Annotated in this window: 10 protein-coding genes; 8 read left to right on the top strand and 2 right to left on the bottom strand. The window is 71.6% G+C overall.

Going from position 1 to position 13,678, the window contains the following annotated elements; genetic code table 11:
- Window positions 1–40: 40 nt before the first annotated feature.
- Complete coding sequence (locus Q392_RS19715) at window positions 41–736, bottom strand: phosphatase PAP2 family protein (RefSeq protein ID WP_051953779.1); 696 nt, start codon at window positions 734–736, stop codon at window positions 41–43.
- A 103-nt stretch (window positions 737–839) separates the two neighbouring features.
- Between Q392_RS19715 and Q392_RS19710 the strand changes: the two genes are divergently transcribed.
- The 4 genes from Q392_RS19710 to Q392_RS19695 all read left to right on the top strand — a co-directional run bounded on the left by Q392_RS19710 (window position 840) and on the right by Q392_RS19695 (window position 8,676).
- Window positions 840–1,514, top strand: a complete 675-nt coding sequence (locus tag Q392_RS19710) for a response regulator (protein WP_038211399.1) — start codon at window positions 840–842, stop codon at window positions 1,512–1,514.
- Complete coding sequence (locus tag Q392_RS19705; protein ID WP_038211398.1) at window positions 1,507–2,844, top strand: sensor histidine kinase; 1,338 nt, start codon at window positions 1,507–1,509, stop codon at window positions 2,842–2,844. Before Q392_RS19710 ends, Q392_RS19705 begins: the two co-directional genes overlap by 8 nt.
- A 112-nt stretch (window positions 2,845–2,956) precedes the next feature.
- Window positions 2,957–7,762, top strand: a complete 4,806-nt coding sequence (locus tag Q392_RS19700; protein WP_084217221.1) for a CapA family protein — start codon at window positions 2,957–2,959, stop codon at window positions 7,760–7,762.
- Window positions 7,759–8,676 carry an alpha/beta hydrolase family protein gene (locus Q392_RS19695; RefSeq protein ID WP_157008085.1) on the top strand — a complete coding sequence of 306 codons (918 nt, stop codon included), beginning with the start codon at window positions 7,759–7,761 and terminating at the stop codon, window positions 8,674–8,676. Before Q392_RS19700 ends, Q392_RS19695 begins: the two co-directional genes overlap by 4 nt.
- A 32-nt stretch (window positions 8,677–8,708) precedes the next feature.
- Here the strand turns inward: Q392_RS19695 and Q392_RS19690 are convergent, their stop codons facing one another.
- Entirely contained in the window at window positions 8,709–9,137 is a 429-nt protein-coding gene (locus Q392_RS19690; RefSeq protein ID WP_038211397.1) for an acyl-CoA thioesterase, read from the bottom strand.
- A gap of 91 nt (window positions 9,138–9,228) precedes the next feature.
- Here Q392_RS19690 and Q392_RS19685 point away from each other — a divergent pair, with 91 nt between their 5' ends.
- From Q392_RS19685 to Q392_RS19670, 4 genes are all read left to right on the top strand, one after another.
- Window positions 9,229–10,926, top strand: coding sequence for an electron transfer flavoprotein-ubiquinone oxidoreductase (locus tag Q392_RS19685; RefSeq protein WP_038211395.1), 1,698 nt, complete (start codon window positions 9,229–9,231; stop codon window positions 10,924–10,926).
- 93 nt (window positions 10,927–11,019) lie between these two features.
- Window positions 11,020–12,036, top strand: coding sequence for a D-erythronate dehydrogenase (denD, locus tag Q392_RS19680; RefSeq protein WP_038211394.1), 1,017 nt, complete (start codon window positions 11,020–11,022; stop codon window positions 12,034–12,036).
- 58 nt (window positions 12,037–12,094) lie between these two features.
- Window positions 12,095–13,066: a TRAP transporter substrate-binding protein gene (locus Q392_RS19675; protein ID WP_038211393.1), complete on the top strand. Its 972-nt coding sequence runs from the start codon at window positions 12,095–12,097 to the stop codon at window positions 13,064–13,066.
- 92 nt (window positions 13,067–13,158) lie between these two features.
- Window positions 13,159–13,653, top strand: a complete 495-nt coding sequence (locus tag Q392_RS19670; protein ID WP_038211392.1) for a TRAP transporter small permease — start codon at window positions 13,159–13,161, stop codon at window positions 13,651–13,653.
- Window positions 13,654–13,678: the final 25 nt, after the last annotated feature.

Below are 13,678 nucleotides of genomic sequence, written 5' to 3'. Positions count from 1 at the left end.
AGTCTCGAAACCGGCACTGAAACGCCCCTGAACGCGCCGCTCAGACAGCGTTCAGCTTGGTGTCGCGCTTCGCGTCCTGGCGGCGCACCGTGGCGCGCACGAGCGCATCGACGGCCCAGCCCACCGTCCAGCACACCCATCCGCTCCACAGCGTGTGGCTGAGGAAGTGCGCGCCGCGCAACTGCTGCCCGATGCCGAACGCCAGCCCCGCCGCGAGGGCCGCGCTCAGCCAGCACGCCGCGGCGCGCGGCGCCCGCCGCCGCAGCGCGAACCACCCACCGACGAAGGCGAAGGCGGCCGAGGCGTGGCCGGCCGGAAAGCAGTGGCCCGGCCCGCCGTCGCGCACGCCCCAGGCCCAGTGCGAGACATGCGCCGCCGTGCCGCCGAACGCGCGCAGGTCCCACGGGCAGCTCGTGTGGCTGGCATGCTTGAGCAGCGTGACCGCACCGACCGCCGCCAGCGTGCCGAGCACCAGTTGCCAGCGCTCGGCGCGCGCCAGTTCCCGGAACAGGCCCACCGGCCAGCGCACCATGGCCAGCAGGCCCAGCACCAGCGCCCAGCTCAACGTCTTGCCGCCCCGGTGCATGGCCGAGGCCAGCCAGAACGCGTCGCGCAGCGGGAAGCCGGCCGGCGTGCCGGACTGCTGCGCCAGCCACAGGTCGCCGCCACCGGCGTCCCAGGCCAGCAGCAGCGCCAGGGAGCCGAGCGTGGCGGCCAGGGGGACGGAAGGACGCATGGGCGCAAAAGGCGGCGAGCCTAGCGGCGCAGCCTGAATGCAGGCTGAAGCGCACAGCCCGTAGACTGGCCACGCCCCCGCCGCCAACACCATCCTGCCCCCGATGCGCATCCTGCTCGTCGAAGACGACCTCCCCCTGTCCGACGCGGTGTGCAGCTACCTGCGCGCCAAGGCCTTCGTGGTCGACGCCGTGCCGGGCCTGGCGCAGGCGCGCGCCTCGCTGCGCTCCGCCCAGTACGCCGCCGTGCTGCTCGACCTGCACCTGGGCGACGGCGACGGCCTGGCGCTGCTGCCCGACCTGCGCGCACTGCGCGAGCGGCCCATCGTCATCGTGCTCACGGCGCGCGACCAGGTGACGGACCGCATCCGCGGGCTGGACGCCGGCGCCGACGACTACCTCATCAAGCCCTACGACCCGGCCGAGCTGCTGGCGCGCCTGCGCGCGGTGGAACGCCGGCGCAGCACCAGCCAGTCGGCGCTGCTGCGCCTGGGCACGCTGGAGATCGACCTGGGCAACGACCTGGTGCGCCGCCGCGGCGTGCCGGTGGCGCTGACGCGCAAGGAGTGGGCGCTGCTGCGCGTGATGGCCAGCCGCCCGGAACGCATCCACACCCGCGAGGCGCTGCAGGACGCGCTGTACGGCTTCGACGACGAGGCCGACAGCAACACGCTGGAAGTCTTCATCAGCCGCCTGCGGCGCAAGCTGGGGCGCGCGCGCATCCAGACGCTGCGCGGCCTGGGCTACCGGCTGGCCGCATCGGACGCCGACGATGACTGAACACCGCCCCGGCTCGCTCGCGGCCCGGCTGGCGCGCACGCTGATCCTGTCCGTCGGCGGCGTGTGGCTGGCCTGCGTGCTGGGCGTGGTGTGGTACGTGGACCGCGAGATCAACTTCAACTTCGACAACGAGCTGGTCGAGGTGTCGCACCGCATGTTCGACATCGCCGCCGAGCAGTACGACCAGCTCTCGCACGGCCAGGTGCCGCAGGCGCCGCTGGTGGCGCCACCGCCGATGTTCATCGAGGACGAGGTGATCTACCAGGTGGTGGACGGCGGCACGCGGGTGCTGCTGCGCTCGTCCAACGCCACGCCGGAGATCTTCGACGTGCCGCTGGCGCCCGGCTTCCAGGACACGCGCGAGTGGCGCATCTACACCGTGCGGCACCCGACGCGCGACCTGTTCATGCAGGTGGCCGACCCGATCGGCGAGCGCCGCCACGCCGTCAACCGCACGCTGGTGGGGCTGATCGTGCCGATGATCGCGGTGCTGCCGCTGCTGGCGCTGGTGCTGCGCCAGATCGCGCGCCGCGAGCTGCGCGTGCTGCAGCGGCTGGCCGACGAGATCGCGCTGCGCAGCGGCGCCGACCTGCGGCCGATCCGCCTGCCCGGGCTGCCGCAGGAGCTGCGCTCGGTGGCCGACGACGTCAACCGCCTGCTGGAGCGCCTGTCGCACGCGCTCGACGTCGAGCGGGCGCTGGCCGCCAACGCCGCGCACGAACTGCGCACGCCGCTGGCGGCGGCGCGCCTGCGCCTGCAGACCGCGCTGGAGCACACGCTGGACCGCGCCGAGGTCGAGGCCGCGCTGGCCGCGCTGCGCACCCTGAGCCACCGCACCGAGAAGCTGCTGCAGCTCTCGCGCGCCGAGTCGGGCGCCTCGCTGGCGCGCACGCCGGTGGACCTGGTGCGCCTGGCCGGCACCGTGGCCGAGGAGTTCTGGCAGGACGAATCCGCCGCCCGGCTGCTGGAGCTGAAGGTGCCCGACGCGCCGGCGGCGCCCGCCGTCGGCGACGTGGATGCGCTGGCGATCGCCCTGCGCAACCTGGTGGAGAACGCGCTGCGCTATGGCCAGGGCGCGGGCGTCACGCTGGAGGTCGCTGCGCCCTGCACGCTGATCGTGCGCGACGCCGGCCCCGGCGTCACGCCCGAGCAGCTGGGCACCCTGCGCCGACGGCACGTGCGCCACGGCGACGACCGCACCGGCTACGGGCTGGGGCTGTCGATCGTGGCCACCATCGTGCAGCAGCACGGCGCACGGCTCGAACTGGCCTCGCCGCCCGCCGGGCTGCCGCAAGGCTTCGAAGCGCGCATCGTGCTGCCGCCGGCTTGAACCTTATTTCTTAGCCGGGCCATGATCGCGATCCACCTCATGGCGAGCGCTTTGCCTGCCGGCCTCCGATGAACCCAGAATAGCCGCCTGGCAAGCATGCCGCGCGGCTGGAATGAGCGACAACATCTCGAGTGAACTGAAAGCATCGGCGGATCCGCCTGCCGAGACCGCAGGGTGGTCCCTGCTGGCGCGCCTGAAGCCGTTGGCGCGGGAACAGCTCTCGGACCTGGCGCCGCCTGCGGCGGCCGGCGTGCCGGCCTGCGTGCTGTTCCTCGCCTTCGGCCACGCTGCGGCGCGAGCGCAGGTGGCCTGCATCACGGCCGACAGCTTCGACCGCGCCTGGGCTGCCGCCGAACAGGCCATGCAGCGCCGGGCCGGCGAATCCACGGCGCCCCCTGCCTGGCTGCGCATCGACCGCGTCGCACAGGTGCAGCCGCTGACATGGACGCAGCTGCAGGCGCTGCTGAGCAAGGTCAAGCGCAACTACCTGCGCTCGGGCATCGCCTTCGATGCGGACTTCAGGCAAGCCCTGCTCGAACAGGAGCTGGGTGCCAACGCCATCCTCTACGACAACGATCACGAAGCCTGCACTCCCCATGCAGCCAACCTGCGCGCCTACACCCGCCTGCGCTTCGGCCGCGCGCTGGACTGGCCCGAATCTCCCGACACGCCGCTGTGGCTGTTCGACACCCGCGCCGTCTTTGCCGACCACGACGGCCTGCACGTCATCGAGCACGAAGGCCGCCAGAGCGGCTACCGCCTGCTGCCCGAATGGGGCCCGCGCTGCGTGCGCGAAGTGATCGCGCGCGGCGCCGACCACCTGGGCCGCCAGGTGCAGCCCTCGGGCCGGTACCACTACGGCTGGTTCCCCTGCTTCGACCGGCCCATTCCGACCTACAACACGCTGCGTCACGCCAGCTCGACCTACGCATTGCTGGAAGCATGGGAAGTCACGCAGGACCCCACGCAGTTCGAAGCCATCGAGCGCGCGCTGCACTGGCTGGCCACGCAGGCCATCCGCCACCTGCCGCTGCCCGACGGCGACACGGCCGCCTTCCTGGTGGACACGGGTGACGAGATCAAGCTCGGCGGCAACGCCGTGTGCCTGCTGGCCTTCACCAAGCACGCGCAGCTGACCGGCAGCACCGCCTACCGGCCGTTGCTGGACCGGCTGGCGCGCGGCGTGCTGCACATGCAGAAGCCCGACACCGGCGGCTTCGTGCATGTGCTGAACCACCCGGACCTCGGCGTCAAGCAGGAGCAGCGCATCATCTACTACGACGGCGAGGCGGCCTTCGGCCTGATGCGCCTGTACGGACTGACGCGCAACCCGCTCTACCTGCAGGCGGTGGAGCGGGCCTTCGACCATTTCATCGCCGCCGGGCACTGGCGCGCGCACGACCACTGGCTCGGCTATTGCGTGAACGAGCTGACGCTGTACCGCCCGCAAGCGCGCTACTACCGCTTCGGGCTGGACAACGTGCGCGACCACCTGGACTTCGTGCTCGGGCGCATCACCACCTTCCCCACGCTGCTGGAACTGATGACGGCAGCCGAGCGCATGATCGTGCGGCTGCAGGCCGACCCCGAACATGCGGGCCTGCTGCAGGGCTTCGATCTCGACAAGTTCCACCGCGCGCTGGAACACCGCGCACGCTACCTGCTCGACGGCCATTTCTGGCCCGAGCTGGCGATGTTCTTCAAGAACCCGGCGCGCATCGTCGGCAGCTTCTTCATCCGCCATCACGGCTGGCGCGTGCGCATCGACGACGTGGAGCACTACCTGTCGGGCCTGATCGCCTACCTGCAGTACCGCGAAGGCCCGGTTCGCGCCGCCGGCGCATCGCGCAAGGGCCCCGTGGTGCTGTGGGGCGGCGACGTGAACCTGGGCCGCCGCCAGCACCACATCGCCGAACGCCTGGGCGTGGCGCGCGTGCTGGCGCCGGTGCGCGCCATCGCGCGGGCCGACCTGAGCATCGTGAACCTGGAATGCGTGGTGGCCACCGGCGGCGAGCGCGCCGTGGCCAAGGGCGAAGGCGGCCCCTACTACTTCCGCGCCCGGCCCGCGATGCTGGAGGTGCTCACCGCGGCGGGTGTGCGCATGGTCGGCACGGCCAACAACCATTCGGGCGACTATGGCCCGCAGGCCGTGCGGGAGCATCTGCAGTGGCTGGCGCGCGCAGGCATCGCGCAGGCCGGCAGCGGGCGCCATGCCGACGAGGCGCTGCAGCCGGCGTTGGCTTCGGCCGGGCCGCTCGCCGTGGCACTGTTCTGCGTCGACAGCACCCAGCCGCGCTTTGCCGCAGGCCCGGACTCGCCCGGCTGCGCGTACCTGCCGCCGGCCGACCCCGGCGCCTGGACCGCCGCGCTCGCGCCCCGCATCGCCCAGGCGCGCGAGCGCGCGGACCTGGTGCTGGTGGCCGTGCACTGGGGCGGCAACCACAGCGAACGGCCCTCGGCCGCGCAGGTGGCCCTGGGCCGGGCGCTCATCGAAGCGGGCGCCGATGCGGTGCTGGGCGCGTCGGCACACCGGCTGCAGGGCCTCGGCACGCACCAGGGCCGGCCCATCGTGTACGACGCGGGCGACCTGCTCTTCGACGCCAAGCGCCGCGACGGCGGCGCGGGCGGCGTCTTCGAGCTGGAGGTCAGCGCGCACGGCGTCGAGCGCGTGGTCTTCGTGCCGGTTCAGGTCGGCTTGGGCCAGAGTCTCGAACTGCAGGGCGAGGCGCGCAGCGCGGCGGCCCGCCGCTATGCCGAGCGATGCGCAGACCTGGGCACGCCGCTGGCGCTGCGCGAGGACGGCACGGCCGCGCTCGAACTGGCACCGCCCGTGCGGCCCGCACGCGCCACGCCGGCGCTGCCGCCGCCCCTGCGCTGCGACCTGCGCGCCATCCGCGCGCCGCTGCCCATGCCCGCCGATGCACGGGTGCAGGAAGTCCCGCCCGAAGCGCGGCTGGCCCGGCCGCTGCAGTTGGGGCCGCTGCGGCTGCTGGGCCTGGCCGTCGAGCCGAAGACGCCCTTGACGACGCGCCAAAGCCCCTGGGTGCGCAGCTATTGGTGCTGCGACGCGCCGGTGCCGCAGGACCTGCGGCTGGACCTGCGCGCCGTGCCGCTGGCCGCGGCGCCGCGCGAGCCGTGGGGCCTGGGCATGGACCACGATCCCTGCGACTGGCTCTGGCCCACGACCCGCTGGCAGCCCGGCCACATCCATGTGGACCTGTGCCCGCTGCGCCCGCCGCCGCTGGGCGAGATCGCCAACGGCCGCCTGCAACTGCAGGTGGCGCTGGTACAGGGACGCGAGCGGTCGCACGTGCAGGATCTGGACTGCTTCGTCGACGTGGCGATCCCCGGCCGGCCGGACGCCCGGGCGCCTGTGCCGTCCGGCCCCACGCAAGCCGCTGCGCCACCGATCTACCGCACGGACTTCGACGAGGCCCTGCTGCGCAGCGTGCCCGGCCAGACCTGGGACGCCGCCCAGCTGGCGGGCATCACGGGCGGCCGCTGGCTGGTCGAGCCGCCGCCGGGCTGGTTCGTGCGCTCGGTGGTCTCGGGCGCGAAGCATGTGGCGTTGCGGCAGGGCCCGGTGCTCTTCGTGGCCAACGACGACGCCCAGCGCAGCCGCCACGAGCAGCACACGAAGCCGCCCGCCCGCCCGCTGGACCGGCATGATCTGCTGGCCGGCCTGCAAGACCGCATCGCCGGCGCCATCGTCTCGCGGCGGGTGCGCGGGCTGTCGCCCCGGCTGCCGCTGCTGCAGGTCGAGGATCCGATCCGCGCCGTGATGGAGCTGGGCTTCGCGGCGCGCGCCCGCTATCGCGGCGAGGTCGTCGCCGTCACCGGCACGGTGGGCAAGTCCAGCACGCTGAACATGCTGGTGCAGGCGCTGGGCGGCCCCGAACACGTGCTCGGCAGCATCGACAACTACAACTCGCGCGTGGGCGCACCCACCGCCTTGGCCAGCCTGGCACCGGAGCATGAGGCGGCGGTGATCGAGGTGGCCCAGAGCGCGCTGTGGATGAAGCGCGGTCCGATCACGCGGCAGGTGCGGCCGACCATCGCGCTGATCACCGCCATCGGCCATTCGCAGACCCAGCACCGCGTGCGCTCCATCGAAGACGTGGTGAAGTGGAAGACGCGCGTGTTCGACGGACTCGAGGGCGCCGCGGTTGCGGTCTTCGGCGATCACCTGCCGCACCTGGCGCAGGTCCGGGCGCAGGCGCGCCGGCACGCGCGGCGCAGCATCGTCTACGGCCGCGGCAGCGACTGCGAGCTGCGGCTGGTGGACGTGCAGGCCAGCGCCTACGGCTCCTGGGCCACCGTGCAGGTCGGCGCCCGGACCTGCCGCTTCTACGTGCCCATGCCCGGTGCAGGCATGGTGGCCAACGCCCTGGCGGTGGCGGCCGTGCTGCATGCGATGGGCCGCGACGTGGAGGCCGGCATGGCGCGGCTGGCCGGCATGGCCGCCTCGCTGGGCCGGCTGCAATGGCACAGCCTGGCCTGGGACGGCCGCCGCGCCGAGGTGCTCGACGACAGCTGGAACGCCGAGGTCGCCTCCATGGTCCACGCCTTCGGCGTGCTGGCACTCAAGCCCGGCAACCGCAAGTGGGCCGCGCTCGGGCGCATCGTGCACCTGGGCGACATGGCGCCGGAACTGCATCGCAGCCTGGCCGGGCCGCTTCTCGAAAGCGGCATCGAACGCGTGCTGACCCATGGCGAGGAGATGACGCATCTGCGCGCCGAACTGCCGCCCGACCGCCTGGGGCCGCATTTCGAGAGCGCCGACACGATGGCCCGGTGGCTGCACGCGCATCTGCAGGACGGCGATGCGCTGCTGATCAAGGGCTCCCGCCGCGACTCGGATTTCGGCGAAGTCTTTCCCCGGCTGCAGGCGCTGTGCCGGGCGTCGCCCCGGCCATGAAACCCATCCTGCGGCCGCTGCTTCGCCTGGCCGGCGCCGCCCTGCTGGCCTGCCTGGCCCCCGGCAGCGCGCTGGCGCTGCGGGCCGCCGACGCGCCCCTGCCCTGGAGCCAGGGCGCCAGCCGCGCCGAATGCCCCGACAGCGACGGCTACCTCTGGCTGCCGCTGGCCGGCGGCAACGCCTGCCTGCGCTATTTCGCGCCGGCGGGTCTGGATGGCGCCCGCACCGTCATCGTCTACCTCACGGGCGACCGCGACCGGCTGCTCCGGCTGCCGCCCGATCGGATCCCGGGCAACACCGCCCGGGCGCAGACGGCCCGCATGGAGCGCCTGTCGCGCCAGGCCGGCGTGCCGGTGGTGATGCTGGCGCGCCCCGGCACCTACGGCTCATCGGGCGACCACCGGCTGCGGCGGCGCCTGGCGGAGGAATTCGTACCGCTGTACGCCGCACTGGATCTGCTCCGGCAGCGCCATGGCATCGACCGCCTGGTGCTCTGGGGGCACAGCGGCGGCGCCACGGCCGCTGCCGCCATGCTCACGATGGGCCGCAGCGATGTCCGGTGCGCCGTGCTGACCTCGGCCGCCTTCGACTACCTGGAGCGCTGGCGCATCAACCGCACCCGGGGCGGGCCGGCGCCGTCGGTGCAGCGGGGGCAGGCCCTGGCGCGCGCCATGTACGACCCGCTGGCGCATCTCGACGGCGTGGTGCGCGACGCGCGGCGGACGGTGCACGTGCTCGGCGATCCACGCGACACGATCACCCCCTTCGCGCTCCAGACCGGGTTTGCGCGGGCCTTGCAGCAGGCCGGGCATCGAGCCGTCGTGCAACAGGAACGAGGAAAGCCGCCGGAGCATCACGACCTGCGCGAAGAGGCCGGGTTCCGCCGGGCCGCAGCCTGCGCGCGAGGCGACTGAGCGCGCTTCCCGAAGGGCGTCGGTTCGTCCCGTCAGTCCGGCACCGTCACCAGCTCGCGCAGCCAGCCGGGCAGCTCGCTGGCCTTCTGCTTCGGGAAGTCGACCCAGATGGTGGTCGCGCCGCCGGCCGCATGGATGACGCCGGGCATGTCGGTGCGCTCCATCGTGCCCCAGCTCTCGAAGGTAGTGCGGCCCGGGTCGCTCACGTACATCTTCAGCAGCACGTCGCCCGGGTATTCGAGCTGGCGGTAGAAGTTGCAGAAGGCGTTGACGATCACCATGCCCTCGCCTTCCGGGTCGGGCTGGAAGCCGATGGAACGCATCCAGTCGATGCGGGCCGTCTCCAGGTAGCGGAAGTAGGTGGTGTTGTTCAGGTGGCCCATGGCATCCATGTCGCCCCAGCGGATGGGGATGACCGTTTCGTAGACCAGTTTCTTGCGTTCGGGGATCTCGATCTTCATGGGCGTCGGTGTCGTTCAGGGGAATGGCCTGCCGGGGGCGGCTGAATAGAATGGATTGTTACGCCCCTTCACTCCAAACGCAGAGACCCCGATGACCCCAGACGAAATCCTGGCCCAGTACGGCCCGCGCGAGGCCATGGAATACGACGTCGTGATCGTAGGCGCCGGCCCCGCCGGCCTCTCCGCGGCGATCCGCCTGAAGCAGCTCGCGGAGCAGAACGGCAAGGAGATCTCCGTCGTCGTGCTCGAGAAGGGCTCCGAGCCCGGCGCCCACATCCTCTCGGGCGCCGTGATGGACCCGCGCGCGCTGACCGAGCTGATCTCCGACTGGAAGGACAAGGGCGCGCCGCTGAACCAGCCCGTCACCGACGACGCGTACGTCTTCCTCAGCGAGACCGGCGGCGTGCGCGTGCCGAACATGTTCCTGCCCCCCTTCGCGCAGAACCACGGCAACTACATCGTGAGCCTGGGCAACGTGGTGCGCTGGCTGGCGCAGCAGGCCGAGGAACTGGGCGTGGAGATCTTCCCCGGCTTCCCGGCCGCCGAAGTGCTCTACAACGAGGACGGCTCGGTCAAGGGCGTGGCCACCGGCAACATGGGCGTCGGCAAGGACGGCGAGCCCACCGAGAACTTCCAGCTCGGCATGGAGCTGCACGGCAAGTACACGCTGTTCTGCGAGGGCGCGCGCGGCCACCTGGGCCGCCAGCTCATCAGCCGCTTCAAGCTCGACGCCGACAGCGACCCGCAGAGCTACGCCATCGGCGTCAAGGAGCTGTGGGAGATCGACCCTAGCCGCCACACCCCCGGCTTCGTCATGCACACGGCCGGCTGGCCGATGGACGAGATGACCTACGGCGGCGCCTTCCTCTACCACCTGGAGGACAACAAGGTCGCCATGGGCTTCGTCACCGGGCTGGGCTACCGCAACCCGTACATGAGCCCCTTCGAGGAGTTCCAGCGCTGGAAGACGCACCCGCGCATCCGCTGGTACCTCACCAACGACCAGGGCGAGGTCACCGCCAAGCGCCTGTCGTACGGCGCGCGCGCCATCACCGCGGGCGGGCTGCTGTCGCTGCCCAAGACGGTGTTCCCGGGCGGCGCGCTGGCCGGCTGCGACGCGGGCTACCTGAACGTGGGCCGCATCAAGGGCAGCCACAGCGCCATCAAGACGGGCATGCTCGCGGCCGACGCCGCCTTCGAGGCGGTAATGGCCGGCCGCGCCGGCGACGAGCTCTCGGCCTACCCCGAAGCCTTCGAGAAGAGCTGGCTGTACACCGAGCTGAACAAGGACCGCAACTTCAAGAACTGGTTCAAGAAGGGCCTGACGGTGGGCACGCTGATGAACGGCTTCGAGCAGTTCGTGCTGCGCGGCCACGTCCCGTGGACGCTGCACCGCGACAAGCCCGACCACGCCCTGCTGGAGCCGGCGAGCCAGCACAAGCCGATCGCCTACCCCAAGCCCGACGGCAAGCTGACCTTCGACCGGCTGGGCTCGGTCTTCGTGAGCAACACCAACCACGAGGAGAACCAGCCCGCGCACCTGACGCTGAAGGACGCGACGGTGCCCACCCGCATCAACCTGCCCGAGTACGCGGGGCCGGAGGGCCGCTACTGCCCGGCCGGGGTGTACGAGTTCGTGCCCGACGAGGCCAACGCCGGCGCGCAGCGCCTGCAGATCAACGCGCAGAACTGCGTGCACTGCAAGACCTGCGACATCAAGGACCCGACGCAGAACATCGTGTGGGTCACGCCCGAGGGCGGCGGCGGCCCCAACTACGTGGGCATGTAGCGGCGGCTGCCGCGGCCGCGGGAAGGCGCCTCCGGGCGCCTTCGTCGTTTGCGGGGCGCCGCTATGCTCCGGGGACCAAGGAGACCCGAGACCATGCACATCGTCATCACCGGCGGCGCCGGCTTCCTCGGCGCCCGCCTGGCGCGCACGCTGCTCCAGCAGGGGCGCCTGGCCCTGGACGGCCAGCCGGCGCGCGCCATCGAGCGCATCACCCTCGCCGACCGCGCGCCCGCGCCGGCCGACCTGGCAGCCGACCCGCGCATCGCCCAGGCCACCGGCGACCTGAACCAGCAGCTGGCCGACGCCGGCGCCGCCTTCTGGGCCGAGGCCGATGCGGTCTTCCACCTGGCCGCGGCGGTCAGCGGCGAATGCGAGGCCGACTTCGACCTGGGCATGCGCAGCAACTTCGCCGCCACCCATGCGCTGCTGGAGCGGCTGCGCGCGGCCGGCACGCGGCCGGTGCTGGTGTTCTCCAGCTCGCTGGCGGTCTTCGGCGCCGCGCCCGGGCAGCCGCTGCCGCCGGTCATCGAGGACGACACGCTGCCCACGCCGCAGACCAGCTACGGCATCCAGAAGTTCATCGGCGAGCAACTGGTGGCCGACTACACCCGCAAGGGCTTCGTGCGCGGCCGCAGCGTGCGGCTGATGACGGTGAGCGTGCGCCCCGGCCGGCCCAACGGAGCGGCCTCGGGCTTCTTCAGCGGCATGATCCGCGAGCCGCTGGCCGGCCTGCGCGCGCCCTGCCCGGTGCCCGACGACACGCCGGTGGCGCTGGCCTCGCCCGCGCGCACCGTCGAGGGCATCGTGCGCGCCGCCGAGGCCTCCGAGGCCGAATGGGGGCCGCGCACCGCCCTGAACCTGCCCTCGCTGGCGACCACGGTCGGCGAGATGGCGGCCGCGCTCGGCCGCGTCGCCGGCCCGGCGACGCTCGCCCTGCTCGACCGCACGCCCGATCCGGCCATCATGCGCATCGTGCAGACCTGGCCCGGGCGCTTCGACGCGCGCCGCGCCGCGGCGCTGGGCCTGCAGGCGGACGCCAGCTTCGACGAAGCGATCCGCGCCTACGTCCGTGAAAATCCCGACGCAGTGCAACTGCCCGTGCGTGCATAGTCATGCCCTTGCCTGCGGCCCGTTCCGGCGCCGCGTGATCATCCAAGGAGACCCCCTCATGAAGTTGAACCGTCTGGCCGTCGGCCTGGTTCTCGGCTTCGGCATGGCCTGCGCCGCGCTGGCGCAGACCACCATGAAGATCAGCATCTCGACCGCGCAGAACTCGCATCAGGGTGTCGCGATCGATACCTTCGCCAAGGAGATCGAGAAGCGCACCAACGGCCGCTACAAGGTCCAGACCTTCTACAACGGCGCGCTCGGTGGCGAACGCGAATCCATCGAGGCGGTGCAACTGGGCACGCAGGAACTGGCCTTCTCCTCGACCGGACCGGTGCCCAATTTCGTGCCGGAAACCAAGATCCTCGATGTGCCCTTCCTGTTCCGCGACAAGGCGCACGCCCGGGCGGTGCTCGACGGCCCGATCGGCCAGGACCTGCTCAAGAAATTCGATGCCAAGGGCTTCAAGGCCCTGGCCTGGGCAGAAAACGGCTTCCGCCACATGACCAACAGCAAGCGTGACGTGAAGACGCCGGAGGACCTCAAGGGCCTGAAGATGCGCACGATGGAAAACCCGGTGCACATCGCCGCCTACAAGGGCTTCGGCATCATCACCACGCCGATGGCCTTCCCGGAGGTGTTCACGGCGCTGCAGCAGGGCACCGTCGACGGCCAGGAGAATCCGCTGCCCGTCATCATCTCGGCCAAGTTCGACCAGGTGCAGAAGCACCTCACGCTCACCGGCCACGTCTACTCGCCCTGCGTCTTCGTGATGAACAAGGCGGTCTTCGACAAGCTCTCGCCGGCCGACCAGCAGGCCTTCATCGAAGCCGCCAAGGAAGGCACGAAGGCCAACCGCGCGCGCGTGGACGAAGACGACGCCAAGGGCGTCGCCGATCTGCGTGCCAAGGGCATGACGGTGATCGACGACGTCGACAAGTCCAAGTTCGTGGCCGCGCTGGCCCCCGTCAACGCCCAGTTCGAGAAGGAATTCGGCAAGGCCAACCTGGACCGCATCCGCAACTACAAGTGAGCAGACAGGGCACGGGCGAAGGCCGCCCGCGCCCGCCCTGCCCCATCGGCCCGCACTGGCGGGCCTTTTCGTTTGAGGACCACCGTACCGACATGAAAGACAAATTCCTGGCCTTCGAGCGCCTCACGACGGCGCTGTCGATGGCGCTGGCCTGTCTGATGCTGGTGATCGCCGCATCGCTGGGCCTGTTCCAGATCGTCACGCGCTTCGTGCTCGAGCAGCCCGCCGAGTGGAGCGAGATCCTGATCCGCGTCAGCCTGATCTGGATGGTGTTCCTCGGCATCCCGATGGCCTTCCGGCAGGGTGCCATGGTCAGCGTGGACGTGCTGTACCGCTGGAGCCGTCCGAAGATCCGCCGGGTGCTGGACGCGGTGGTCGCCGCGGCCGCGCTGGCGCTCATCCTGGTGATCCTGTGGTGGGGCTTCGACTACGCGATGCGCGGCCGGGTGCAGAGCATGGCCGGGCTGGAAAGCCTCTCCATGGTCTGGGCATACCTTGCGCTGCCGGTGGGTGCGCTGTTCTCCATCCTCGGCATCATCGGCAACTACCTCGATCCGAAGCGGCTCGAACTGGAGACCGCGCAATGAGGGCCGCGCCGAACCGCCCCAAGCA

Source organism: Xenophilus azovorans DSM 13620 (assembly GCF_000745855.1).
Classification (GTDB): domain Bacteria; phylum Pseudomonadota; class Gammaproteobacteria; order Burkholderiales; family Burkholderiaceae_C; genus Xenophilus; species Xenophilus azovorans.
The sequence above is the reverse complement of the archived record's forward strand: the minus strand, read 5'-3'. Positions and strand labels throughout refer to the sequence as shown.

Coding starts and splice junctions, on each gene's coding strand:
- Q392_RS19715 (WP_051953779.1), bottom strand. CDS start 736: ATGCGTCCTTCCGTCCCCCTGGCCGCCACGCTCGGCTCCCTGGCGCTG.
- Q392_RS19710 (WP_038211399.1), top strand. CDS start 840: ATGCGCATCCTGCTCGTCGAAGACGACCTCCCCCTGTCCGACGCGGTG.
- Q392_RS19705 (WP_038211398.1), top strand. CDS start 1,507: ATGACTGAACACCGCCCCGGCTCGCTCGCGGCCCGGCTGGCGCGCACG.
- Q392_RS19700 (WP_084217221.1), top strand. CDS start 2,957: ATGAGCGACAACATCTCGAGTGAACTGAAAGCATCGGCGGATCCGCCT.
- Q392_RS19695 (WP_157008085.1), top strand. CDS start 7,759: ATGAAACCCATCCTGCGGCCGCTGCTTCGCCTGGCCGGCGCCGCCCTG.
- Q392_RS19690 (WP_038211397.1), bottom strand. CDS start 9,137: ATGAAGATCGAGATCCCCGAACGCAAGAAACTGGTCTACGAAACGGTC.
- Q392_RS19685 (WP_038211395.1), top strand. CDS start 9,229: ATGACCCCAGACGAAATCCTGGCCCAGTACGGCCCGCGCGAGGCCATG.
- denD (WP_038211394.1), top strand. CDS start 11,020: ATGCACATCGTCATCACCGGCGGCGCCGGCTTCCTCGGCGCCCGCCTG.
- Q392_RS19675 (WP_038211393.1), top strand. CDS start 12,095: ATGAAGTTGAACCGTCTGGCCGTCGGCCTGGTTCTCGGCTTCGGCATG.
- Q392_RS19670 (WP_038211392.1), top strand. CDS start 13,159: ATGAAAGACAAATTCCTGGCCTTCGAGCGCCTCACGACGGCGCTGTCG.